At 61.5% G+C, this 25,168-nt stretch carries 23 protein-coding genes; 7 read left to right on the top strand and 16 right to left on the bottom strand.

The window, feature by feature from the left end; genetic code table 11:
* Positions 1 to 10 precede the first annotated feature (10 nt).
* From purT to NPS46_RS18365, 5 genes are all read right to left on the bottom strand, one after another.
* A complete protein-coding gene (purT, locus tag NPS46_RS18345; RefSeq protein WP_274109621.1) occupies positions 11 to 1,192 on the bottom strand; it encodes a formate-dependent phosphoribosylglycinamide formyltransferase in 1,182 nt (393 codons plus the stop codon).
* 98 nt (positions 1,193 to 1,290) lie between these two features.
* Positions 1,291 to 1,758 (bottom strand): preQ0 transporter, encoded by a 468-nt coding sequence (locus tag NPS46_RS18350; RefSeq protein ID WP_274109623.1) that lies wholly within the window; start codon positions 1,756 to 1,758, stop codon positions 1,291 to 1,293.
* A gap of 161 nt (positions 1,759 to 1,919) precedes the next feature.
* Positions 1,920 to 2,147 (bottom strand): DUF1289 domain-containing protein, encoded by a 228-nt coding sequence (locus tag NPS46_RS18355; RefSeq protein ID WP_274109625.1) that lies wholly within the window; start codon positions 2,145 to 2,147, stop codon positions 1,920 to 1,922.
* Positions 2,144 to 2,668 carry a gamma carbonic anhydrase family protein gene (locus tag NPS46_RS18360; RefSeq protein WP_274110022.1) on the bottom strand — a complete coding sequence of 175 codons (525 nt, stop codon included), beginning with the start codon at positions 2,666 to 2,668 and terminating at the stop codon, positions 2,144 to 2,146. Before NPS46_RS18360 ends, NPS46_RS18355 begins: the two co-directional genes overlap by 4 nt.
* 56 nt (positions 2,669 to 2,724) lie before the next feature.
* Positions 2,725 to 3,324 carry a CoA pyrophosphatase gene (locus tag NPS46_RS18365; RefSeq protein ID WP_274109628.1) on the bottom strand — a complete coding sequence of 200 codons (600 nt, stop codon included), beginning with the start codon at positions 3,322 to 3,324 and terminating at the stop codon, positions 2,725 to 2,727.
* 146 nt (positions 3,325 to 3,470) lie between these two features.
* Between NPS46_RS18365 and NPS46_RS18370 the strand changes: the two genes are divergently transcribed.
* Positions 3,471 to 4,028, top strand: a complete 558-nt coding sequence (locus NPS46_RS18370; protein WP_274109630.1) for an NUDIX hydrolase — start codon at positions 3,471 to 3,473, stop codon at positions 4,026 to 4,028.
* Positions 4,029 to 4,061: 33 nt separating this feature from the next.
* The gene (locus NPS46_RS18375; RefSeq protein ID WP_274109632.1) at positions 4,062 to 4,565 is read left to right on the top strand and encodes a L,D-transpeptidase family protein; all 504 of its coding nucleotides are present in this window, start codon (positions 4,062 to 4,064) and stop codon (positions 4,563 to 4,565) included.
* Positions 4,566 to 4,601: 36 nt separating this feature from the next.
* On the opposite strand, the gene NPS46_RS18380 is transcribed toward NPS46_RS18375, so the two are convergent.
* Both NPS46_RS18380 and purL read right to left on the bottom strand, forming a co-directional pair.
* Positions 4,602 to 4,913, bottom strand: a complete 312-nt coding sequence (locus NPS46_RS18380; protein ID WP_274110024.1) for a YqfO family protein — start codon at positions 4,911 to 4,913, stop codon at positions 4,602 to 4,604.
* Positions 4,914 to 4,921: 8 nt separating this feature from the next.
* Positions 4,922 to 8,818: a phosphoribosylformylglycinamidine synthase gene (purL, locus tag NPS46_RS18385; protein ID WP_274109634.1), complete on the bottom strand. Its 3,897-nt coding sequence runs from the start codon at positions 8,816 to 8,818 to the stop codon at positions 4,922 to 4,924.
* 285 nt (positions 8,819 to 9,103) lie between these two features.
* Between purL and mltF the strand changes: the two genes are divergently transcribed.
* Positions 9,104 to 10,564, top strand: a complete 1,461-nt coding sequence (gene mltF / locus NPS46_RS18390; protein WP_274109636.1) for a membrane-bound lytic murein transglycosylase MltF — start codon at positions 9,104 to 9,106, stop codon at positions 10,562 to 10,564.
* Between the two features lie 56 nt (positions 10,565 to 10,620).
* On the opposite strand, the gene pdxJ is transcribed toward mltF, so the two are convergent.
* The 9 genes from pdxJ to lptF all read right to left on the bottom strand — a co-directional run bounded on the left by pdxJ (position 10,621) and on the right by lptF (position 19,270).
* Positions 10,621 to 11,367, bottom strand: coding sequence for a pyridoxine 5'-phosphate synthase (gene pdxJ / locus NPS46_RS18395; protein WP_274109638.1), 747 nt, complete (start codon positions 11,365 to 11,367; stop codon positions 10,621 to 10,623).
* 51 nt (positions 11,368 to 11,418) lie between these two features.
* Entirely contained in the window at positions 11,419 to 12,108 is a 690-nt protein-coding gene (gene recO, locus NPS46_RS18400; protein WP_274109640.1) for a DNA repair protein RecO, read from the bottom strand.
* Positions 12,109 to 12,239: 131 nt separating this feature from the next.
* Entirely contained in the window at positions 12,240 to 13,142 is a 903-nt protein-coding gene (gene era, locus NPS46_RS18405) for a GTPase Era (protein WP_274109641.1), read from the bottom strand.
* Complete coding sequence (gene rnc, locus NPS46_RS18410; RefSeq protein ID WP_274109643.1) at positions 13,135 to 13,824, bottom strand: ribonuclease III; 690 nt, start codon at positions 13,822 to 13,824, stop codon at positions 13,135 to 13,137. The genes era and rnc overlap by 8 nt, the downstream gene beginning before the upstream one ends.
* Complete coding sequence (locus tag NPS46_RS18415; RefSeq protein WP_274109645.1) at positions 13,821 to 14,198, bottom strand: DUF4845 domain-containing protein; 378 nt, start codon at positions 14,196 to 14,198, stop codon at positions 13,821 to 13,823. Before NPS46_RS18415 ends, rnc begins: the two co-directional genes overlap by 4 nt.
* A gap of 64 nt (positions 14,199 to 14,262) precedes the next feature.
* Positions 14,263 to 15,117: a signal peptidase I gene (gene lepB, locus NPS46_RS18420; protein WP_274109647.1), complete on the bottom strand. Its 855-nt coding sequence runs from the start codon at positions 15,115 to 15,117 to the stop codon at positions 14,263 to 14,265.
* A 5-nt stretch (positions 15,118 to 15,122) separates the two neighbouring features.
* Entirely contained in the window at positions 15,123 to 16,922 is a 1,800-nt protein-coding gene (gene lepA / locus NPS46_RS18425; protein ID WP_274109649.1) for a translation elongation factor 4, read from the bottom strand.
* A gap of 172 nt (positions 16,923 to 17,094) precedes the next feature.
* Positions 17,095 to 18,156 (bottom strand): LPS export ABC transporter permease LptG, encoded by a 1,062-nt coding sequence (gene lptG / locus NPS46_RS18430; protein WP_274109651.1) that lies wholly within the window; start codon positions 18,154 to 18,156, stop codon positions 17,095 to 17,097.
* The gene (gene lptF / locus NPS46_RS18435) at positions 18,149 to 19,270 is read right to left on the bottom strand and encodes an LPS export ABC transporter permease LptF (RefSeq protein WP_274109653.1); all 1,122 of its coding nucleotides are present in this window, start codon (positions 19,268 to 19,270) and stop codon (positions 18,149 to 18,151) included. The genes lptG and lptF overlap by 8 nt, the downstream gene beginning before the upstream one ends.
* Positions 19,271 to 19,557: 287 nt before the next feature.
* Between lptF and NPS46_RS18440 the strand changes: the two genes are divergently transcribed.
* The 4 genes from NPS46_RS18440 (at position 19,558) to NPS46_RS18455 (ending at position 25,045) form a co-directional block, all read left to right on the top strand.
* On the top strand, positions 19,558 to 21,048 hold the full coding sequence (locus NPS46_RS18440; protein ID WP_274109655.1) for a leucyl aminopeptidase: 1,491 nt from the start codon (positions 19,558 to 19,560) through the stop codon (positions 21,046 to 21,048).
* Positions 21,049 to 21,101: 53 nt separating this feature from the next.
* Entirely contained in the window at positions 21,102 to 21,530 is a 429-nt protein-coding gene (locus NPS46_RS18445) for a DNA polymerase III subunit chi (RefSeq protein ID WP_274109657.1), read from the top strand.
* Positions 21,531 to 21,541: 11 nt separating this feature from the next.
* Positions 21,542 to 22,033, top strand: a complete 492-nt coding sequence (locus tag NPS46_RS18450) for a DNA polymerase III subunit chi (RefSeq protein ID WP_274109659.1) — start codon at positions 21,542 to 21,544, stop codon at positions 22,031 to 22,033.
* Positions 22,034 to 22,198: 165 nt separating this feature from the next.
* Complete coding sequence (locus tag NPS46_RS18455) at positions 22,199 to 25,045, top strand: valine--tRNA ligase (protein ID WP_274109661.1); 2,847 nt, start codon at positions 22,199 to 22,201, stop codon at positions 25,043 to 25,045.
* Positions 25,046 to 25,168: the final 123 nt, after the last annotated feature.

A 25,168-nucleotide genomic window follows, 5' to 3' on the forward strand; every position in this document is an offset into this window, starting at 1 on the left:
CGGGGGCAGATTACAGCTCGACGCTGACCGCCTTGGAGGCGCGGGTCGCCTTGGCCCGTGCGGCCTCGATCGACTCATCCCGAGCCAGGCACACGCCCATGCGGCGCTGGCCATTGACCTCGGGCTTGCCGAACAGGCGCAAAGCCGTATCCGGTTCACTCAGGGCCGCGCCCAGATTGGCGAATGCGGTCTGGGTCGACTGGCCTTCAACCAGGATCACCGCCGAAGCCGAAGGTCCGAACTGGCGAATCAACGGGATCGGCAAGCCCAGAATGGCCCGCGCATGCAGGGCGAACTGCGACAGGTCCTGGGAAATCAGCGTTACCAAGCCGGTGTCGTGCGGGCGCGGCGACACTTCGCTGAACCAGACCTGATCACCCTTGATAAACAATTCCACGCCAAACAGACCGCGGCCGCCCAGGGCCTCAGTCACCGCCTTGGCCACGCGCTCGGACTCGGCCAGGGCAATCGGGCTCATGGCCTGGGGCTGCCAGGACTCCTGGTAATCACCTTTTTCCTGACGGTGACCCACCGGCGCACAGAAGGTGGTACCGCCGATATGCCGCACCGTCAGCAGGGTGATTTCATAATCGAAATCGATAAAGCCTTCGACAATGACCCGGCCCTTGCCTGCACGTCCGCCTTCCTGGGCGTAATCCCAGGCCTGCTGGACATCATCGGCACTGCGCAGCAGGCTCTGGCCCTTGCCCGAAGAACTCATCACCGGTTTGACCACGCACGGGAAACCCAGGTCTTCGACCGCCAGGCGGTAGTCTTCAAAGGTATCGGCGAAATGATACGGCGAGGTTGGCAGGTCCAGCTCTTCGGCGGCCAGGCGGCGAATACCTTCGCGGTTCATGGTCAACTGGGTGGCGCGCGCCGTCGGAATCACGGTGAAGCCTTCGGCTTCCAACTCGACCAGCGTCGCCGTGGCGATGGCTTCGATTTCCGGCACGATAAAGTGCGGCTTTTCGGCCTCGATCACTGCCCGCAAGGCGGCGCCGTCGAGCATGTTGATAACGTGACTGCGGTGGGCAACCTGCATCGCCGGCGCATCGGCATAGCGATCGACCGCGATCACCTCGACACCCAGGCGTTGCAGCTCGATCACCACTTCCTTGCCCAGTTCGCCGCAGCCACACAGCAGTACGCGGGTCGCAGTCGGCGACAGTGGAGTTCCGATACGGGTCATTTCAGGTCCTCAAGGAAGCAGATCATCGAAGGCACTCGCAAACCAAGCACCTGCCGGGAGCAAAGGCCGGCATTTTACATGAACTTACAGGCTTGGCTTCAGCTCGCGCAGCTCGACTTGCGCAGTCGCCAGGCCATGGCCAGCCAGACACAGGTCACACCGGCAAACTTCGAGGCCAGCGCGGTCAGGACCACGCCCGGTGTCAGGGCATCGATCATGCCGAAGAAGATAAAGGTATCGAGGGGAATACTCAGCGCCGAGCTGATCCACAGACGGTCATGCAGAGGCCGCTTAGTGATGCTGAACACCAGCCAGTCGATGCACTCGGAGACCGCGAAGGCCGTTGCACTGGCCAGGGCAATGGTGGGATCGGAGGTGACATAGGACAGGACCAGCGCCACCAGCATAGCGATAATCGCACCATGGCCGAATCGGGTCTGCACCATATCGCGCAGGACAAACACCAGGCCGCCCCAGGCCGACCAGATAATATCCAGGTGCGGCGCACTGGAGAACGCGAAGTTGATCAGCACAACGCTGGCGATATAAGCGATAAGAAAGAGCATGGGACGCGCGATACCTGTCGATAAGGCGCACAGGGTACTGCATAAGGCCCTGTTGTCGCAGCTGCCGGGAAGGCTGCGCCACACAGGCACAACACCGTTGCCAACGCCATGGCCGGCTGCCAAAGGACCGAAGGGCCTCTCGGCCCTATCGCAGCCTGACGTCAACTGGGATTCGACGGATCCTTCTGCGCACCGATCAGCCAGACCAGCCCGCTACTTTTCGCCCGCTCATGACAACGCAGCAGCACCTCGCGGCGCTCGGGGTTGTCCATGCGGCTCCAGCGGGTGATCTCGTCGACATTGCGCTGGCAGCCGGTGCAGATATCGTCATCGTCCAGCGCGCAGATATTCACGCAAGGAGACGCCACGGGCCGTTCGAGGCCGGTCATGCCTCCTGCACTGCCAGTTCGCGCCGATAGCGCTGGGCGTTATGCACATAGTGGGCGGCGCTGGCTTCAAGCATTTTCTTCTGTGCCTCGGTCAGCTCACGCACGATCTTGCCCGGCGAGCCCATGACCAGCGAACCGTCGGGAATTTCCTTGCCTTCGCCGATCAGGGCATTGGCGCCAATGATGCAATGCTTGCCGATCTTCGCCCCGTTGAGGATCACCGCGTTGATGCCGATCAGGCTGTAGTCGCCCACCGTGCAGCCATGGAGCATGGCGTTATGGCCGATGGTCACGCCGGTGCCCAGCGTCAGGGGGTAGCCCATATCGGTGTGCATCACCGTACCGTCCTGGACGTTACTGTGCTTACCCACCAGAATCAGCTCGTTGTCGCCGCGCAGGACGGCGTTGAACCAGACACTGGCGCCCTCCTCCAGGCGGACCTTGCCAACCAGTGTTGCATTGGGTGCAACCCAACTGTCGGGGTGGGTTTCGACGCAAAAATCGCCCAGGCGGTAGTTCATGGTGTTGCCCTCAAGACTCACGGTACGGCGCCATACTGACGATGGCTTGGCTGCAATTAGATGTTGATAAAGCGTTCCGGCGGCTGGTGCAGGCTGATGCGAGCGTCATAGAGCACATTGACCAACTCGACGATCATGATCGCCGTCAGCCCCCAGATCTTGTACTCGCCATACCGATAGCTGGGCACATACCAACTGCGCCCCTGATAGTCGATACGGTGGGTATGTTCGCGCGGGTCCTGGCGGAAGAACTCCAGCGGAACGCTGAAGACCGCCGCAATTTCAGCGTCGTTGGCCTGGTATTCGACGAAATCGGGGACTACCCCGACATAGGGAGTAACCCGGATTCCATGCAGGGAAATCAGCGGGCTGAGCGGGCCAATCACTTCGACCAGGCCGGGCGGCAGACCGATTTCCTCTTCGGCTTCGCGCAGGGCGGTAAATACCAGATCAGGGTCTTCGGGGTCACGACGTCCGCCGGGGAAAGCCACTTCGCCGCCGTGGGTCGACAACCCACTCGCGCGCAGGGTCAGGATCAGTTCCGGCTCATCGCTACGCGTGACGGGCACCAGCACAGCGGCCTCCGGAAAACGTCGATCGGTCTCCAGGGTGCGCGGCACATGACTGCTTACACGGCGAACTAGCTCGTCCAGCATGGGGTATCTCGATTTTTCACGTAACCGGCATGATGCACCAAAGTCGCGGGCCGCCCAAGCCCCGCGCCATCGCATGTCGCGAAAGCACAACTTGCCGCCAGACGGGCGCGCACGCGAAGATAGGCACAGCCTCCAGAGATCCCGCCATGAAATTCTGCAGCCAATGCGGCCACACCGTCAGCCAGCGTATTCCCCAGGGCGATTCACGCCCTCGATTCGTCTGCGACCACTGCCAGACCATCCATTATCAGAACCCCAATATCGTCGCCGGCTGCCTGCCGGTCTGGGGCAGCCAGATACTGCTGTGTCGCCGTGCAATCGAGCCACGCCTGGGTTTCTGGACACTTCCCGCCGGTTTTATGGAAAACGGCGAGACCGTCGCGCAGGCCGCCAGCCGGGAAACCGCCGAAGAAGCCTGCGCAAGGGTGCGCGACCTGCAGATCTACACCCTGATAGATGTGCCGCATATCAACCAGGTGCATGTGTTCTACCGGGCCGAGTTGATCGATCTGGATTTCCGTGCCGGTGAAGAAAGCCTTGAAGTGCAACTATTTGAAGAAGCGCAGATCCCTTGGTCAGAGCTGGCTTTCAGGACTGTCGCCCGTACCTTAGAATGCTTTTTCGCTGACCGGCGCAAACAGGAGTTTCCCGTGCGCAGCGAAGCGGTCCAGCCGTTCGTGCCGCCGGCCAAACGCCCACAATAATCAGATCCGCCTCACCTCAGGGATATCGTTTCAATGCGTTGGTTGCTCGCTCTGCTCTGCTTCTCGTTCGCCGCTGTATCCCATGCCACAGTGACTGAAACATTCAACGGCAAGGTGATCGACAAGGTGCTGGTACTCAAGTCCGCTCGCCAACTGCAATTGATCAGCCACGACAAGCCTCTCAAGACCTATCGCATCTCCCTCGGCAAAAAGCCCGTGGGACAGAAGCTGATGGAAGGCGACAAGCGCACGCCGGAGGGCTTTTACTGGCTTGACTGGCGCAAGACCAGCGAGAAGTTCAACCTGGCCATGCATATCTCCTATCCGAACATCTCCGACGCAGCCCGCTCGCGCCGCGAAGGCGTCTCGCCCGGGAGCATGATCATGATCCACGGCACGCCCGATTCAGAGGATTACCCGGAAAACTTCTTCCACACCCTCGACTGGACCGATGGCTGCATTGCCATGCGCAACGTCGATATGCGAGAAGTCTGGGGATTGGTCAAAGACGGGACGATGATCGAAATCCGTCCCTGATTGCCGGCTGGCCGCACAGAAGTGCCGCCAGCGGCATCAGAAATCAGCGAGACGCCAGACCTCGTAGGCCGGCGTTTCGTAGGGATGGCTCTGCTTGAGGGCCGCGACCACCGACTCGATCAACGTGTCGGCGACCACCAGTTCCACCTTCCACTCCTGCACCTGCTCAACGACCCCGCGCTGCCCGAGAAACGGCTGGCTACCGTCCAGCGGGCGGAACTGGCCCTGGCCGAGTACCTGCCAGGCGCAGCTGTCATAAGCGCCGATCCGTCCGCCACCGGCGGCGAATACGGCGCTCTTGACAGCTTCCACATGACTGGGCGGCACGAAGAAGCTGAGCTTGTACATGGCCTGGATCAGTTCACCCAGACGCGAGCGTTGCGGAACATGCGCATCCATGGCGCATCTTCGTTCCACTCTTCGGCACGCCAGGAGTTCTGCACTGCGCGGAAGACCCGCTCAGGGTGCGGCATCATGATGGTGACGCGACCGTCGCGGCTGGTCAGCCCGGTGATCCCGCGCGGCGAGCCGTTCGGGTTGGCCGGGTAACGCTCGGTGACCTTGCCGTGGTTATCGACAAACCGCATGGCCACGCATCCCGACAGGTCGGCTTGCAGCAGGGCCTCTTCGCTTTCGAACTCGGCATGGCCTTCGCCATGGGCAATGGCGATCGGCATGCGCGAACCGGCCATGCCCTGCAGGAAGATCGAGTTCGACTCCTGCACCTGAACCATCGCCACCCGCGCCTCGAACTGCTCGGAACGGTTGCGCACAAAGTGCGGCCAGTACTCGCTGCCCGGGATCAACTCGTGCAGGTTGGACATCATCTGGCACCCGTTGCACACCCCCAGGGTGAAGCTGTCGGTACGCTCGAAGAAGCCCTGGAACGCATCCCGGGCACGGGCGTTGAACAGCGCCGACTTGGCCCAGCCTTCGCCGGCACCCAATACGTCACCGTAGGAGAAGCCGCCACAGGCAACCAGGCCCTTGAATTCGTTCAGGTCGACACGGCCGGCGAGGATGTCGCTCATGTGCACGTCGACGGCATTGAAGCCGGCGCGGTCGAAGGCCGCAGCCATTTCCACCTGACCGTTGACGCCCTGCTCGCGCAGAACCGCCACTTGCGGACGAATGCCTTTCTTGATGTACGGCGCGGCGATGTCCTGATTGACGTCGAAGCTCAGTTTGACGCTCAGACCCGGGTTCTCTTCTTCGAGCAGGACATCGAACTCCTGGTCTGCGCAGTCGGCGTTGTCACGCAGGCGCTGGATCTGGTAGCTGGTCTGCGCCCACTGGCGCTGCAGCAGGCGACGCTCGCCACTGAACACGGTCTCGCCGTTGAAGCTGATGCTGATATCGCCGTTGTTCAGCGGCTGGCCGATCACGGAGACGCAGTCGCCGAGGCCCGCTGCGCTGAATTGCGCCAGTACATCGGCCGTGGAATCCTGGCGCACCTGGATCACTGCACCCAACTCTTCGTTGAACAGGATGGCCGCGATATCGGCAGAGGTTTCCGCCAGGCCATCGAGGTTCAGGCTCAGGCCACAGTGACCGGCGAATGCCATTTCCACGGTGCTGACCAGCACACCACCGTCGGAACGGTCGTGGTAAGCCAGCAGGTGGCCGTCGGCGTTCAGGCCCTGGATCACGGCAAAGAAGGCCTTGAGGTCTTCGGCGTCGTCGACGTCCGGTGCCTGCTTGCCGAGCTTGCCGTGTACCTGGGCCAGGATCGACGCGCCCATACGGTTCTGGCCACGACCCAGGTCGATCAGGATCAGGTCGGTAACGCCCTTGTCCATGCGCAGTTCCGGGGTCAGGGTCTGACGAATGTCAGTCACTGGCGCGAAACCGGTCACGATCAGGGACAGCGGCGAGGTCACGCTCTTGTCGACACCCTCGTCGCTCCAGCGCGTGGCCATGGACATGGAGTCCTTGCCCACGGGGATGGTAATGCCCAGCTCCGGGCACAGCTCCATGCCGACGGCCTTGACGGTGTCGTACAGGCGGGCATCTTCACCCGGGTGGCCGGCTGCCGACATCCAGTTCGCCGACAGCTTGATGTCGGAGATCTTGCCAATGCGCGAAGCGGCGATGTTGGTCAGGGTTTCACCGATGGCCATGCGCCCGGATGCCGGAGCATCCAGCAGGGCCAGGGGAGTACGTTCGCCCATCGCCATGGCTTCACCGGTGTAGACGTCGAAGCTGGTCGCGGTGACGGCAACGTCAGCCACCGGGACCTGCCACGGGCCGACCATCTGATCCCGTGCGACCAGACCTGTAATGGTCCGGTCGCCAATGGTGATCAGGAAGCTCTTGCTGGCCACGGCCGGGTGATGCAGCACACGCTCGACGCAATCGGCAATCGCCAGGGTGCTTGGATCGAAGTCGTCGCCCAGCTCAGCCTCGCGAACGGCCGAACGGTGCATCCGCGGGGCTTTGCCCAGCAGCACTTCAAGGGGCATGTCGACGGGGCTGTTGCCGAAATGGCTGTCGGTAACGGTCAATTGCGGCTCGGCCGTGGCTTCGCCAACGACGGCAAACGGGCAGCGCTCACGTTCGCAGATCGCCTGGAAGCGCTCGAAATCGACGGCGCTAACCGCCAGTACGTAGCGCTCTTGGGATTCGTTGCTCCAGATCTCGTGCGGGGCCATGCCCGGCTCGTCGTTGGGAATATTGCGCAGCTCGAAACGACCACCACGGTTGCCGTCGTTGACCAGCTCCGGGAAGGCGTTGGACAAACCACCCGCCCCCACGTCGTGGATAAAGGCAATCGGGTTCTTGTCGCCCAACTGCCAGCAGCGGTCAATGACTTCCTGGCAACGGCGCTCCATTTCCGGGTTTTCCCGTTGCACGGAAGCGAAATCGAGGTCGGCCGAACTGGTGCCGGTCGCCATGGAGGAAGCGGCGCCGCCGCCCAGGCCGATCAGCATCGCCGGGCCACCCAGCACGATCAGCTTGGCACCCACGGTGATCTCGCCTTTCTGCACGTGTTCGGCGCGGATGTTGCCCATCCCGCCGGCCAGCATGATCGGCTTGTGATAACCGCGCACTTCATCGCCACGCGGGGTGGTGATGGACTGCTCGAAAGTACGGAAATAGCCGGTCAGCGCAGGACGGCCGAATTCGTTGTTGAATGCAGCGCCGCCCAAAGGGCCTTCAATCATGATATCCAGCGCCGTGACGATGCGCTCGGGCTTGCCGTAAGGCACTTCCCAGGGCTGTTCAAAGCCCGGAATCTGCAGGTTCGACACGGTGAAACCGGTCAGCCCGGCCTTTGGCTTGGCACCCCGGCCGGTAGCACCTTCGTCGCGGATCTCGCCGCCCGAGCCTGTGGACGCGCCCGGGAACGGGGCAATCGCGGTCGGATGGTTGTGCGTCTCGACCTTCATCAGGATATGCACCGGCTCCTGCACCGCGCCGTACTGGCGGGTTTCAGGGTCCGGGAAGAAACGCCCCGCCACACTGCCGACGATGACCGAGGCGTTGTCTTTGTAGGCCGACAGAACACCTTCACTGTGCATCTGGTAGGTGTTCTTGATCATGCCAAACAAGCTTTTTTCCTGGCTCTGGCCGTCGATATCCCAACTGGCGTTGAAGATCTTGTGGCGGCAGTGCTCGGAGTTGGCCTGGGCGAACATCATCAGTTCGATGTCATGGGGATTGCGCTTGAGCCCGATAAAGGCGTTGACCAGATAGTCCACCTCGTCTTCAGCCAGGGCCAGGCCCAGCTCGACGTTGGCTTTTTCCAGTGCAGCGCGACCGCCGCCCAGCACGTCGATGGCGGTCAGCGGCTTGGGCTCGGCGTGACTGAACAGACCGGCGGCCTGCTCCAGGGCGCCCAGTACGATCTGGGTCATGCGGTCATGCAGGCTAGCGGCGATCAGCTCGGCGTCGGCTTCACTGAATTGCCCGGCCACATAAAACGCAATACCACGCTCCAGGCGCTGGATTTTTTCCAGGCCGCAGTTGCGGGCGATATCACTGGCCTTGCTCGACCAGGGAGAGATAGTGCCGAAACGCGGCAATACCAGGAACAGTCGGCCACTCGGCTCCTGAACCGGCACGCTCGGGCCGTATTTCAGGAGGCGGGCCAGCACCTGCTGTTCGTCGCCGGTCAGGACGCCGGTAACTTCGGCGAAGTGGGCGAACTCGGCATACAAGCCACTGACAGCTGGAACCTTCTGGCTCAGTTGCTCAAGTAGTTTGCTGTGGCGAAAGGCGGAAAGGGCAGGAGCGCCGCGCAGGATCAACATCTTCGGGACAGCCTCGGAGGGGGTGTGCTTTGAGGCCGTGCATTCTAGCCTAAACCGCCCGCCAGGGCATCCGAAACGGTATGTAACGCATGCGCCACATATCGCCCGACGGACGGCGTCTTATTCTAAATTGCCATCAAGGCCTTTACCCCCGGTTATTTAGGGGCTTGCAGGCCCTCTAAAAAGCCCGTTGCAGAGGCTTCTGCACACAATGGGCAATTCCTAGCAGAGCGGCCTTCATCTGTCGAGATATGGCGGTCGTGGTCCTTTGCGTATACTGCGCGGATGTTTTCCCATACGGCTTTACGTCCGCGCTGCGCCAAATGGCTTATCGCTACCGGACTCTTCCTGATGCTCGGTGCCTGCGTTGAAAAACCCAGCACACTCGAGCGCGTAAAGGAGGATGGCGTGCTGCGGGTGATTACCCGTAACAGCCCGGCCACCTACTTCCAGGATCGCAATGGCGAAACCGGCTTCGAATACGAGCTGGTCAAGCGCTTTGCCGATGACCTGGGCGTCGAGCTGAAGATCGAAACCGCCGACAATCTCGATGACCTCTTTACCCAGTTAGGCAAGCCCAACGGCCCGGTACTCGCTGCCGCCGGCCTGGTCGAGAGCGAGAAGCGCAGACAAGAAGCGCGCTTTTCCCACCCCTATCTGGAAGTCACCCCACAGATCATCTATCGCAATGGCCAATCGCGCCCGACCACTGCGGCCGATCTGGTGGGCAAGCGCATTACCGTGCTCAAAGGCAGCAGCCACGCGGATCAGCTCGCCGAGCTCAAGTTGCAGTACCCCGGCATCGAATACGAAGAGTCCGACGCCGTAGAGGTGGTAGACCTGCTGCGTATGGTCGACGAAGGACAGATTGACCTGACCCTGGTCGACTCCAATGAAGTGGCGATGAACCAGGTGTATTTCCCCAATGTGCGGGTCGCCTTCGACCTCGGCAATGCGCGCAACCAGCGTTGGGCCGTCGCCGCCGGGGAAGACAACAGCCTGCTCAACGAAATCAACGACTTCCTCGACAAGGTCGAGAAGAATGGCACCCTGCAGCGCCTCAAAGACCGCTATTACGGGCATGTGGATGTACTTGGCTATGTCGGCGCCTACACCTTCGCCCAGCATCTGCAGCAGCGCCTGCCCAAGTACGAAAAGTTCTTCAAGGACGCCGCCAAGGAAGAAAAGCTCGACTGGCGCTTGCTGGCCGCCGTCGGCTACCAGGAATCCCTGTGGCAACCCGCGGTCACCTCCAAGACCGGCGTGCGCGGGCTGATGATGCTGACTCAGAACACCGCCCAGGCCATGGGTGTGTCCAACCGCCTGGACCCCAAGCAAAGCATCAAGGGCGGCGCCAAGTACCTGGCACTGATCAAGAGCCAACTCGACGACAAGATCGAAGAGCCGGATCGCACCTGGTTTGCACTGGCAGCCTACAACGTAGGCGGCGGGCACCTGGATGACGCCCGCAAGCTGGCGCAAAAAGAAGGGTTGAACCCGAATAAATGGCTCGACGTGAAGAAGATGCTGCCACGCCTGGCCCAGAAGCAGTGGTACAGCAAGACCCGCTACGGCTACGCCCGGGGCGGCGAGCCGGTGCACTTTGTCGCCAACATCCGCCGCTACTACGACATTCTCACCTGGGTGACCCAACCGCAGCTCGAAGGCAGCCAGGCGATCGAAGGCAAACTGCATGTGCCAGGCGTGGACAAGACCAAGCCCTCCGAAGACCCGTCCAAGCTCTAAGCCCTCGCAATACCCATCTTGCTATAGGAGCGAGCAGGCTCGCCCCTATAAGCAGCTCAAGCGGACCTGGCGGCTGCCAGAATCAATGACTTCATCTCTGCCACCGCGGCCTTGAAGCCTACGAACAGTGCGTGCGCGACCAGGGCATGGCCAATATTCAGCTCATTGATTCCCTTGATCGCCGCAACCGCTTCGACGTTGTGGTAGTGCAAGCCGTGGCCGGCATTGACGATCAGCCCCTGGTCGAGGCCACAGGCCACGCCCGTGACAATGCGCTGCAACTCATCGGCCACTTCGGTCGGGGTCTGGGCATCGGCATAACGCCCGGTGTGCAGCTCGATGGCTGGCGCACCGACTCGCCTGGACGCTTCGATCTGCCGCTCATCGGCATCGATAAACAGCGAAACCTCGCAACCCAGCAGCGCCAGCCGCTCGACGGCCGCCTTGATCCGCGCTTCCTGGCCGGCCACATCCAGGCCGCCTTCGGTGGTCAATTCCTGGCGGGTTTCCGGTACCAGGCAGACATGGGCCGGACGAATACGCTCGGCAAAGGCCAGCATCTCCTCGGTCACGCCCATCTCGAAGTTCATCCGCGTTTGCAGCACATCCTTGAGCAGCAGGACATCGCGCTCCTGAATATGCCGGCGATCTTCGCGCAAGTGCACGGTAATGCCGTCAGCGCCCGCTTCTTCGGCATCCAGCGCGGCCTTGACCGGATCGGGATAACGCGTCCCCCGGGCCTGACGCAGGGTGGCGACGTGGTCGATGTTGACGCCGAGAAGAATACGATTGCAGCTGGTCACGGACACTCTCCTGAAGAGTTGAGGATTCGGCGCACAGCATACACGGGGAATTCAGGGCTTTCGAAACAACTCGCGACTGACCAGCGGCCGACCGCCCAGATGCACCGCCAGGGCCTGACGCATCAAGCGCTTGGCCGCCGACAGCGCGCCGGCGGCGCTCCAGTCCGCCTCGGCCATGGCCAGCAGTTCCACCCCCTGAAACAAGCCGGGTTGCAACAGATAGACCCGCTCCAACCCAGCATCGACCTGCAGGCGATACATGCCATCCGCAGCGACCGGGTCGCCATGGATATCCTGGCTCAGGGCAAAACCGTAGCCCAGGTCATCCAGCAGGCGCCACTCGAACGAACGCAGCAAGGGCTCCAGGGCACGCCCTTCGGCCAAGGCCAACAGGGTCGCCGCATAGTGCTCGAAGACGGCGGGATGCGGGTCTTCGGCCGGCAGTAGGCGAATCAGCAATTCATTGAGATAGAGGCCGCTAAACAGCGCTTCGCCATTGAGCCAGGTCGATAGCCCAGCGCTTTCCATGCGCCCGACGTTTTTCAATTCCCCGCGTCCGCGAAACTCGACTTCCAACGGCACAAACGGCCGCGCCAGGGTCCCGGCTTTGCCGCGCGCACTGCGCAAGACCGCGCGCAGGCGGCCCTGGGGCGTAAGGAAATCCACCAGCGCACTGCTTTCCCGATAGGCACGGCTGTGCAGCACATAGGCGAGTTGACCGGGAGGCGCGGAACTGGACATCAGGCATTCTCTGGCGAAATCGAAACCTGGACCTGTCAGCACGGCCGCGGCCTGCTGGAAGTGCCGAGGGACCTACCGATGGCCGCAACCAGAGGGTTGCCAGGCGAGACACGCCGGCAACCCTGAACGGGTTAGAGGTCGCCGTAACCGAGCGAACGCAGGGCGCGTTCGTCATCGGACCAGCCGCCCTTAACCTTGACCCACAGGTTGAGCATGATCTTGGAGTCGAACAACAGCTCCATATCCTTGCGCGCTTCGGTGCCGATACGCTTGATGCGCTCGCCCTTGTCGCCAATGATGATTTTCTTCTGGCCATCACGTTCGACCAGGATCAGCGCATGGATATGCAGCGTCTTGCCCTGCTGCTTGAACTCTTCGATTTCCACGGTGATCTGGTACGGCAATTCCGCACCCAACTGACGCATGATTTTCTCGCGCACCAGTTCGGCAGCCAGGAAGCGACTGCTGCGGTCGGTGATCTGGTCTTCCGGGAAAAAGTGCTCGTTCTCCGGCAGATGCTGGGCGATCAGCCCTTCCAGCGCGTCGAGGTTATGGCCGTGCTGTGCGGAAATCGGCACGATCTGGGCATTGGGCAACTGCTCCTGCAACCAGGTCAGGTGCGGCATCAGTTCGGCCTTGTCTTCGATCCGGTCAGTCTTGTTCAAGGCCACGATCAGCGGCCCTTCGACGTACTGCACACGCTCGAGGACCATCTGGTCCTCTTCGGTCCAGCGCGTACGATCGACCACGAAGATCACCACATCAACGTCCTTCAAGGCAGCCGAGGCGGTTTTGTTCATGTAGCGGTTCAGGGCCTTCTCGCCGCCCTTGTGCATACCGGGGGTATCGACGTAGATCGCCTGGATCGCGCCCTCGGTCTTGATGCCCAGCATATTGTGGCGAGTGGTCTGGGGCTTGCGCGAAGTGATCGCAAGCTTTTGCCCGAGGATATGGTTGAGCAGCGTCGACTTGCCCACGTTCGGGCGGCCGACAATGGCGACATAGCCACAGCGAGTTGCAGTTGAATCAGTCATGGCCATTCTCCACGCCCAGGGCAATCAGTGCTGCAGCGGCCGCTACCTGTTCGGCAATACGACGGCTCACACCCTGACCTCGGCTTTTTTCATTCAGTAAGGTGATCTCGCATTCGACGAAGAAGGTCCGGCAATGCGGTTCACCCTGGATATCCACCACTTCGTAACGCGGCAGCTCGCAACCACGCGATTGCAGAAATTCCTGCAGGCGGGTCTTGGGGTCTTTATTGGTGTCGACCAGCGTCAGGCTCTCGAACTCGGACGTCAACCAGGCCAGGACGCGCTCACGTGCCACGTCCATGCCCGAGTCCAGGTAGATGGCGCCAATCAACGCCTCCAGAGCATCGGCAAGGATCGACTCGCGGCGAAAACCGCCACTTTTCAGCTCACCGGAGCCCAGGCGCAGGTATTCACCCAGATCGAAGCCACGGGCCAACACCGCCAGGGTTTCGCCTTTCACCAACCGCGCACGCAAGCGCGACAGCTGCCCTTCACGGGCCTGCGGGAAGCGATCGAACAAGGCTTCACCGGCGACAAAATTGAGGATGGCATCACCGAGGAACTCCAGGCGCTCGTTGTTGCGCCCGGCGAAACTGCGGTGGGTCAGGGCCAGGATCATCAGTTCCTGATCCTTGAAGGTATAGCCGAGCTGACGCTCGAGACGGCTTAAAGAGACGCTCACGGTTTGACCACGCTGAAGTCTTGGTCGAATTTGACCAGCAGGTCGATGTTCTTGATCAAGGGTTCACGCGCCTCGTAGCTCAAGTGCGCGAGAAACCGATTGTTCTCCAATGTCACGCTTAACGCTTTGTTCAAATCCACATCCTGAATATTGTTGAGCTTCATGCCTCGGGCGACATACTGATAGAAGTCGTCGACGGTACTGACGCCCGTCGCTCGGTCGGTACCGACCGAAGCGATGATTTTCTTCATCGACAGGTAATCGAGATAGTGCGGCACCAGCTTCATCGCCAGATTGACGCTCAAGCCAAGCAATGCCAGGACCAGTAGCCAGCCAACAAAAGAAAGGCCTTTCTCGTTACGGGTAAATGTCATAGTCGATCTCTATTGCCAAGTCCCAGAAACGCATTCGGCGCTGTGTTCACAGCGCCGTCATGGGTTACTTGATCAGGCCAACCCGCGAGAAATTAGGCAGGTGGCTGAGTTTGGGTTCCGGCCAGCTCATCCAGACCGCGAAGGCCTTGCCGACGATGTTTTTGTCGGGAACCATGCCGTGCAGCGCCTTGGGAATACTTGGGTCATCCCAGTAGCGGCTATCGTTGGAGTTGTCGCGGTTGTCACCCATCATGAAGTAGTGACCTGCCGGTACGACCCACTGGCTGTCCGGCGGCGAGCGGTAGCGGCTCATTTCCTTGCGGATCATGTGCTCGGCTTCACCCAGCTTCTCCTGGTAGAGCTCGGCAGTCCCCAGCGCACCGGGCTCGGAGCCGACCAACTGCTCGGCAATCGGCTGGCCGTTGACGAACAGCTTCTTGTCGCTGGTGTAGCGCACTTCGTCACCCGGCAGGCCGACTACACGCTTGATGTAGTTGACGTTCGGATCACTTGGATAGCGAAACACCATGACATCGCCGCGCGCAGGCTCGCCGATATCGATGATTTTTTTGTCGATCACTGGCAAGCGGATCCCGTAGGAAAACTTGCTGACCAGAATGAAGTCACCCACTTCCAGGGTCGGCTTCATCGAACCCGATGGAATCTGGAACGGCTCGACCAGAAACGAGCGCAGCACCAACACGATAAACAGCACCGGAAAGAACGACTTGCCGTATTCAACCAGCAGTGGCTCTTTGTTGAGCTTTTCGACCGTCTCAATATCAGGCTCGCTGACGCTGCCCTGATACTGGGCAATGGCCGCGCGCCGGCGCGGCGCCAGGAAGACCAGATCAAGCAGCGCCAACAGACCGCACAGGGCAACGGCGATAACCAGCAACAGCGGGAAATTTAGTGACATAGGACCTAACTATCCAACCTGAGCACTGCAAGGAAGGCTTCCTGTGGAATCTCCACGTTACCCACTTGCTTCATGCGTTTTTTACCGGCCTTCTGCTTTTCCAACAGCTTGCGCTTACGGCTAACGTCACCACCGTAGCATTTGGCCAGTACGTTCTTTCTGAGAGCCTTGACGGTTGTACGCGCCACAATCTGCCCGCCAATGGCGGCCTGGATTGCCACGTCGAACATTTGCCGTGGGATCAGTTCCTTCATCTTCTCGGTCAGCGCACGGCCTTTGTAGTGTGCGTTGTCACGATGCACGATCAAGGCCAGGGCATCGACCTTCTCGCCGTTGATCAGCACGTCCAGCTTGACCAGATTAGCCGACTGATAGCGATCGAAATGGTAATCCAGCGAGGCATAACCACGGCTGGTCGACTTCAGGCGATCGAAGAAGTCCAGGACCACTTCGTTCATCGGCAGGTCGTAGGTCACTTGCACCTGGGAGCCGAGGAACAGCATGTCATGCTGCACGCCCCGTTTCTCGATGCACAGGGTAATGACGTTACCCAGGTGCTCTTGAGGCACAAGGATATTGGCGCGCACGATCGGCTCGCGCATGTCTTCGATCGACGACAGGTCCGGCAGCTTGGACGGGTTATCGACGTAGATGGTCTCGCCGGTCTTGAGCAGAAGCTCGAAGATTACTGTCGGCGCCGTGGTGATCAGGTCCAGGTCGTACTCGCGCTCCAGGCGCTCCTGGATGATCTCCATGTGCAGCATGCCGAGGAAGCCGCAGCGGAAGCCGAAGCCCAGCGCGTCGGAGCTTTCCGGGGTGTACTGCAGCGACGAGTCGTTCAGGGTCAGCTTCTGCAGGGCTTCGCGGAAATCCTCGAAGTCATCGGAGCTGACCGGAAACAGGCCGGCATACACTTGCGGCTGAATACGCTTGAAGCCCGGCAGAACATCGACGTCGGGCGTCGAGTTCAACGTCAGGGTGTCGCCGACCGGCGCACCGTGAATGTCCTTGATGCCGGCGATGATAAAGCCTACTTCACCGGCTTTCAGGTCGGCGGTGGCGGTGTGCTTCGGATTGAAGACACCCACGCTGTCGACCAAGTGCACCTTGCCAGTGGACTTGACCAGGATCTTGTCGCCTTTTTTCACGCGGCCGTGGCGCACGCGAACCAGGGAAACAACGCCCAGGTAGTTGTCGAACCAGGAGTCGATGATCAACGCTTGCAGCGGATCTTCGATATTGCCGGTCGGCGCCGGAATGGTCGTGACCAGGCGCTCGAGCACCTCATCGACACCCAGGCCGGTCTTGGCGCTACAGGTCACGGCGTCAGTGGCGTCGATACCGATGATCTTCTCGATCTCTTCCTTGACCCGCTCCGGATCGGCCTGAGGCAGGTCGATCTTGTTCAGCACCGGCATCACTTCGAGGCCTTGCTCGATGGCGGTGTAGCAGTTGGCAACGGATTGGGCTTCTACGCCCTGGCCGGCATCGACCACCAGCAGCGCGCCTTCACAGGCCGCCAGGGAACGGCTGACTTCATAGGTGAAGTCGACGTGGCCCGGGGTATCGATGAAGTTCAGCTGGTAGGTCACGCCATCTTTGGCTTTGTAATACAGGGTAACGCTGTGAGCCTTGATGGTGATCCCGCGCTCGCGCTCGAGGTCCATGGAGTCCAGCACCTGGGCTTCCATTTCGCGCTCGGCCAGGCCGCCGCACATCTGGATAAACCGATCGGCCAGAGTCGACTTGCCATGGTCAATGTGGGCGATGATGGAGAAATTGCGGATATGACTCAAATCACTCACGGGTCAACACTCAAAAAGGCTGCGGGCAGACTGCCCGCCGAAAAATAGCCGGGAATTGTACCTGATACCCGTGCCGGGCGTCACGTTTGCAAGCCGGCCCCGCCCGGACGTAAAAAGCCCCGGTCATCGGACCAGGGCTTTTTAGCCTGTACAGCCTGTGTTTCCCGGGCGATCAGCCGGCCCGACGCAACAGCCAGAACCCGGCCAGCGCACAGATACCGGCCGGCACCAGCACCGCAAACAGCGGCGAGAAACCGAATACCAGGCTCGATGGCCCCAGCAGATCCTGGGCGATACGGAAACTGAAACCGACCAGCACGCCGGTAAACAGGCGCTGCCCCAGGGTTACCGAGCGCAGCGGACCAAAAATAAACGAGATCGCCATCAGCACCAGGGCTGCCGTGACCAGTGGTTGCAGGACCTTGACCCAGAACGCCAGCCAGTAGCGGCCGTTATTCAGCCCCTGATCCGCCAGGTAGTGGATATAGCCCCACAATCCGGTAATGGACAACGACTCCGGGGCCATCACCACCGTACTCAACAGCTGTGGGCTCAGGGCAATATCCCAGCGCTCCTGCGGCGTCCTGATGACCTCGGTCCTGTCCTGGTGGAACACGGTGGTCGCCACATCGCTCAGTTGCCAGTGATCCTGCTCGAAACGCGCTTCCTTGGCGAAGCTCGAAGAGAGCATATGGCGCTGCTCGTCAAACCGATAACGGGTCACGCCCAAGAGCATGCCACTGGGTTGGACCGAGTTGACGTGAATGAACTCCTCGCCCTGGCGATGCCACAGACCGTGCTTGGAACTCTGCGCCGAACCGCCGCCCTGGGCCAGGGAGCGATTGGCCTGGGCCAGGGTTTCCGTGACTGGCGCCACGTACTCGCCCATCAGCACACCGACCACCATCAGTACCAGCATCGGTTTCATGACCGCCCAGACGATCCGACCGATGGACACGCCAGCGGCGCGCATGATGGTCAGTTCGCTGTTGCTGGCCAGATTGCCCAGGCCGATCAGGCAGCCGATCAGCGCAGCCATCGGCAGCATGTCGTAGATACGCCGCGGCGCCGTGAGCATCACGTAGGCCAGGGCATCCATAAAGGTATAGGTGTCGCTGATGTCGCTCATTTCATCGATAAAGGCGAACAACGAGGCCAGGCCGAAAATAATCCCCAGCACCGCGACGATGCCAAACAGCACGCTGCGGCCAATGTAGCGATCGAGCTTAACCATGGGCCATCTCCCGCGCGCTACGACGACTCGCCAGCTTCAAGCGCCATGGCTCCCAGTACAGCAGCCCCAGGCCGACCAGCAGGAACAGCGCGTGCACCCACCACACACCCAGGGCGCCGAAGGCCTTGCCCTTCTCCATGGCGCCACGTACGGAAATCAGAATGGTCAGGTAACCCATATAAAGAAGAATCGCCGGCAGCAGTTTGAGGAAGCGCCCCTGGCGCGGATTGACGCGCGACAGTGGCACGGCCATCAGGGTCACGATAAACACCAGGATCGGCAGCGACACCCGCCATTGCAGCTCGGCCCGCGAGCGGTTGTCGTCCTTGCCGATCAGGTCCAGGGTCGGAATGGCGTCACGGTCGGTGACTTCATCGCTGACATCCGGCTTGGGCAGCAGCACGCCATAGGTCTCGTACTTGATGGCACGGTAATCGGCCTGGCCCGGGTTACCGTCATAGCGGTAGCCGTTTTCCAGAATCAGGTAGCGATTGCCATCGGGGCGTATCTCCTGACGACCTTTTTCGGCCACCAGCACGGAAATCCCGCGATCCTTGCTCTTGTCCTGGGAAATACGTTTTTCGGAAATGAACACGCCGGCCAGGCGGGTCCGGTCTTCGGACAACTCCTCGGTGTAGGTCACCCGAGTGCCATCGCGCAATGACTGGAAGCGCCCCGGCACCAGGGTGTCGAACTCGGTCAGCGCGTCCTGCTTGTTGATCAGCAGGGAGAATTGCGTCGCCCCCTGCGGCGCCAGGCTGAAGCTCAACCAGGCGACCACCAGCGCAACCAGTGTCGCCGGCACCAAGGTCATGCCCAGCAAACGCTGCTGGCTCATGCCGGTAGCCGAAAGCACGGTCATCTCGCTTTCCAGGTAGAGCCGGCCATAGGCCAGCAAAATCCCCAGGAACAGGCCCAAAGGCAGGATGACCTGCAAGAAGCCTGGCAGACGAAAGCCCATGATCAGGAACAGCGAGCTGGGATCGAGCATCCCCGAGGCGGCTTGCGCCAGGTACTTGATGAAGCGCCCACTCATGATGATGACCAGCAGCACAGCACTCACTGCACTCAAGGTCACCAGAACTTCACGGGATAAATAACGAAAGACAATCAAACCGGACACTCCAGGGTTGCCAAGCGCGAATGGCCGGACACTCAAGCATATCGAGTCGGCCCGTGGAGACGGGCCACCGAAAAAAGATGGGGCATTATCCTGCGATTGGCCGCGCCTGTCACTGCGCTTGCTCCAACGACGCGGCAAAGCTGTAATCCAGGGTTGTCAGTGGCCTGCGGCGAGGTTCAAACTGCGGCCTTTGCCATGGGCGGGCGAGCCTGCCGCCAGGCCTTTTTCCAGCGCACGGCCCACCCCGGCGCATCGACTACTCATTCAGGGATCCGGACATGGAATTGGTTGTAAAAAGCGTCAACCCAGAATCGTTGAAGACCGCCACCCTGGTCGTCGCCGTTGGCGAAGACCGCAAGCTCGGCGCCGTGGCCAAGACCCTCGATGAACTTAGCGGTGGCGCGATCAGTGCCGTACTCAAGCGCGGCGACCTGGCCGGCAAGGTCGGCCAGAGCCTGTTGCTGCACAGCCTGCCCAACCTCAAGGCCGAACGCGTGCTGCTGGTCGGCACAGGCAAGGACGCTGAACTGGGCGACCGGCCGTTTCGCAAGATTGTCGCCGGCCTCCTCAACACCCTCAAGGGCCTGGGCGGCAGCGATGCGGTGCTGGCCCTGGATGAACTGGTGGTCAAGGGTCGCGACAGCTATGGCAAGACCCGCCTGCTGGCTGAAAGCCTGTTCGATGGCGAGTACAGCTTCGATCGCTTCAAAAGCCAGAAAGCCGAACCCCGCGCCCTGAAAAAAGTCACCCTGCTGACCATCAAGGCCGCCCAGGCCGAAGTCGAACGCGCCGTCAGCCACGCCCGGGCCATCGCCAGCGGTATGGCCCTGACCCGCGACCTGGGCAATCTGCCGCCCAATATCTGCCACCCGACTTACCTGGCCGAACAGGCCAAGAACCTGGGCAAGGAGCACAAGGGCCTGAAAGTCGAGATCCTCGACGAGAAGAAGATCAAGGAACTGGGCATGGGCGCGTTCTATGCCGTGGGCCAGGGCAGCGACCAGCCGCCACGCCTGATCGTCATGAGCTATCAAGGCGCCAAGAAGTCCGAGAAGCCCTATGTGCTGGTCGGCAAGGGCATTACCTTCGACACCGGTGGCATCAGCCTCAAACCGGGCGCCGGCATGGACGAGATGAAATACGACATGGGGGGCGCGGCCAGCGTGTTCGGCACCCTGCGCGCGGTGCTCGAACTCAAGCTGCCGGTCAACCTGGTGTGCCTGCTGGCCTGTGCCGAGAACATGCCGAGCGGTGGCGCCTGCCGCCCTGGCGATATCGTCACGACCATGAGCGGCCAGACCGTGGAGATCCTCAACACCGACGCCGAAGGCCGCCTGGTGCTGTGCGATGCCCTGACCTACGCCGAACGCTTCAAGCCCCAGGCGGTGATTGATATCGCCACCCTGACCGGCGCCTGCATGGTCGCGTTGGGCTCCCACACCACCGGCCTGATGGGCAATAACGACGAACTGATCGGTCAGTTGCTCAACGCCGGCCAGCTGGCCGATGACCGCGCTTGGCAGTTGCCACTGTTCGATGAGTACCAGGAGCAACTGGACAGCCCGTTCGCCGATATCGCCAACATTGGCGGCCCGAAAGGCGGCGCCATCACGGCCGGCTGCTTCCTCTCGCGCTTTGCCAAGCAATACCACTGGGCTCACCTGGACATCGCCGGGACCGCCTGGACCAGCGGCGGCAAGGACAAGGGCGCCACCGGCCGGCCTGTGCCCCTGCTGACCCAGTACCTGCTCGACCGCGCCAAGGCCTGAAGCTGAGACCCGCGGTCGCCTCCCATGGGGTGGCCGCTGGCTCGGGAATCCCTATGACCAAAGTCGACTTCTATATCCTGCCCAGCGCCGACCCCATGGCGCGGCTGGACTTTGCCTGCAAGCTCACGGAAAAAGCCTGGCGCCTCGGCCATCAGGTCTACCTGCACTGCAGCGATAGCGCCCAGCGCGAGGCACTCGATGCCCGCCTGTGGAGCTTCAAGGGCGAAAGCTTCGTGCCCCACAGTGCACGGGAGGAACAGCCCGACGGTTGCATCGTCCTTGGCCTGGGAGAAGACCCCGGCGAGCACCAGGATCTGCTGGTGAACCTGGACCTGCGCGTACCGGCCTTTGCCTCGCGTTTCGCCCGTGTGGCGGAAGTGGTGGTCGAGGACCCGGCCATTCGCCAGGCCGCCCGGGAGAGTTTCCGTTACTACCGCGAACAGGGCTATCCTCTGCAGGATCACCGTCTACAGCGCCTTTGAGTAAAACGATGATGGACACACCCAAACCACAACAAAAGTCCGCACACCTGCTGGACGATCTCGAATCGATCCGCCAACTGCTGGGCGATGACAACCTGCAGCCGCCGCTCCTGACCGACACCGTCGAGCCTGCCGAAGTCCAGATCCCCCTGCTGTTCGATGTGATCGCCAGCCCGCCCGCCGCGCCTCGTCCAGCCGCCGCACCAACGGCTGCAGCTGCCCCACCCCCAACACCTGCAGCAGCGCCTGTCATCACGACTCCCGTCGCTGCCGCAACAGCTCCAGCTCCAGCTCCAGCTCCAGCTCCAGCTCCAGCTCCAGCTGCCGAGCGTAGCGGCGCGGATGCCCTGCTGCACCTGGACAGCGAATTGCGGGCCGCCGCCCAATTGATCATGCAGGATGTGATCGACGATTTTGCCCCGCATATCGAGACCGAGATCAAGCGGCGCCTCGATGTAAGACTGGAGCGGCTGCTCGCCACGGCGACCAGCGGCAAGCCCTAAGCGACAAGCAACCTCCCGAACGCCAAAGCCCCGCCACACGCGGGGCTTTTAGCTCAGCACTTATGTGCCTGTAGCTTAGCGCTTAGTCGCTTGTAGCTCCGTTCCCCTTCGCTCCGTTATACTTGCCGGCTTTCCTGAATTAATGCCAATAGGGTCCCGCCGCGCATGGATAAGACCTACCAGCCGCACGCCATTGAAACTTCCTGGTACCAGACCTGGGAGTCCGAGAACTATTTCGCCCCGCAAGGCGCCGGCGACTCGTACACCATCATGATCCCGCCGCCGAACGTCACTGGCAGCCTGCACATGGGCCACGGTTTCAACAACGCGATCATGGACGCCCTGATCCGTTTCCGCCGCATGCAGGGTCGCAACACCCTGTGGCAGCCGGGCACCGACCACGCCGGCATCGCGACCCAGATGCTGGTGGAGCGCCAGATCGAAGCCCAGGGCCTGAACCGCCACGACTTGGGTCGCGAGAAGTTTCTCGACAAGGTCTGGGAGTGGAAGGAACAGTCCGGCGGCAATATCAGCCGGCAGATCCGGCGCCTCGGCTCGTCCGTGGACTGGAGCCGCGAGCGCTTCACCATGGACGACGGCCTCTCGGAAGCGGTTAAAGAAGCGTTCGTCCGCCTGCACGAAGACGGCCTGATCTATCGCGGCAAGCGCCTGGTCAACTGGGACACCAAGCTGCACACGGCGATCTCCGACCTCGAAGTGGAAAACCACGACGAGAAAGGCTTCCTGTGGAACCTGCGCTACCCGCTGGCCGATGGCGCCAAGACCGCCGAAGGCCTGGACTACCTGGTGGTCGCGACCACGCGCCCGGAAACCATGCTCGGCGACTCCGCCGTCGCGGTAAACCCTGAGGACGAGCGCTACAAAGCCCTGATCGGCAAATTCGTCGAGCTGCCCCTGGTCGGCCGTCGCATCCCGATCATCGCCGACGACTACTGCGACCCCGAGTTCGGCACAGGCTGCGTGAAAATCACCCCGGCCCACGACTTCAACGACTATGAAGTCGGCAAGCGCCACAACCTGCCGTTGCTCAACATCTTTGACAAAAATGCCGCCGTGCTGCCGGCCTGCCAGGTGTTCAACCTGGACGGCACGCTCAACGACAGCATCGACGGCGCGATCCCGGCCGAATACGCCGGCCTCGACCGCTTCGAAGCGCGCAAGCGCATCGTTGCCGCCTTCGATGCCGCCGGGTTGCTGGTCAGCGTCGACGACCACGCCCTGAAAGTCCCCAAAGGCGACCGCTCCGGCACCGTGATCGAGCCGTGGCTGACCGACCAATGGTATGTATCGACCAAGCCCCTGGCCGAACCGGCCATTGCCGCAGTCGAAGACGGCCGTATCGCCTTCATACCCAAGCAGTACGAGAACATGTACTTCTCCTGGATGCGTGATATCCAGGACTGGTGCATCAGCCGTCAGCTTTGGTGGGGCCACCGGATCCCGGCCTGGTATGACGAGTCGGGCAAAGTCTATGTCGGCCGCGATGAAGCCGAAGTGCGTGCCAAGCACAACCTGGGGCCGGATGTAGCCCTGCAGCAGGACAACGACGTACTCGACACCTGGTTCAGTTCGGGCCTGTGGACGTTCTCCACCCTGGGTTGGCCGGAGCAGACCGACTACCTCAAGACCTTCCACCCGACCGACGTACTGGTCACCGGCTTCGACATCATTTTCTTCTGGGTCGCCCGGATGATCATGCTCACCATGCACCTGGTGAAGAACGAGGACGGCACCCCGCAGGTTCCGTTCAAGACCGTCTATGTCCACGGCCTCGTCCGCGATGGCCAGGGCCAGAAGATGTCCAAGTCCAAGGGCAACGTCCTGGATCCGCTGGACATCATCGACGGCATCGAGCTGGAAGACCTGGTGCAAAAACGCACCACCGGCATGATGCAACCGCAACTGGCGAAGAAAATCGAGAAGCAGACCCGCCAGGAATTTGCCGACGGTATCGCCAGCTACGGCACCGACGCCCTGCGCTTCACGTTCTGCTCGCTGGCCTCCACCGGTCGCGACATCAAGTTCGACATGGGCCGCGTCGAAGGCTACCGCAACTTCTGCAACAAGATCTGGAACGCCGCACGCTATGTGCTGGACAAGGGCGAAGACTGCGGCCAGAACGGCGAAGCCTACGAACTGTCCCTCGCTGACCGCTGGATCATTTCGCAGTTGCAGCGCACCGAAGCCGAAGTGACTCGCCAACTCGACCAGTTCCGTTTCGACCTCGCCGCCCAGGCGTTGTACGAATTTATCTGGAACCAGTACTGCGACTGGTACCTGGAGCTGTCCAAGCCGGTTCTGTGGGATGAAAATGCGCCGGTCGAACGCCAGCGTGGCACCCGTCGGACCCTGGTCCGGGTCCTGGAAGTCGCCCTGCGTCTGGCTCACCCGTTCATGCCGTTTATCACCGAAGAAATCTGGCAGCGTCTCGCGCCGCTGGCCGGTGTCGAAGGCAAGACGATCATGCTGCAGCCTTGGCCGGTGGCCAACGAGGCACGCATCGACCAGGCGGCCGAAGACGATATCGAATGGCTCAAGGGCCTGATGCTCGGCACCCGTAATATCCGTGCCGAAATGAACATCGGCCCGGGCAAGCCTCTGGCCCTGTTCCTGAAAAATGTCAGTGCCCAAGACCAGCGCCGCCTGAGCGAAAACGAGACCCTGCTCAGGAAACTGGCCAAGCTCGAATCGATCACCGTACTGGCCGAAGGCGACGAAGCACCGCTGTCCGCCACCGCCCTAGTCGGCGAGATGGAAGTGCTGGTGCCTATGGCCGGCTTGATCGACAAGGGCGCCGAACTGGCGCGCCTGGACAAGGAAATCCAGCGTCTGCAGGGTGAAGTCCAGCGCGTTGGTGGCAAACTGTCCAATGCGGCATTCGTCGACAAGGCCCCTGCCGAAGTCATCGACAAGGAACGCGCCAAGCTGGCCGAGGCCGAACAGGCCCTGGGCAAGCTGGCCGAGCAGCACGCCCGGATCGCCAGCCTGTAAAGGCTGCCCCCCCCTGCCGGGGCGAGCGTGCTCGCTCCGGCAGGTCCCCCCTTCCCCCCCTTTCCTGTAACCACGCCAAACGCTGCAACCGCCTTGCGTCTAAACAGACAGCAGGGAGCGGCA

The organism is Pseudomonas putida (assembly GCF_028682395.1).
GTDB classification, from domain to species: Bacteria; Pseudomonadota; Gammaproteobacteria; order Pseudomonadales; family Pseudomonadaceae; genus Aquipseudomonas; species Aquipseudomonas putida_AB.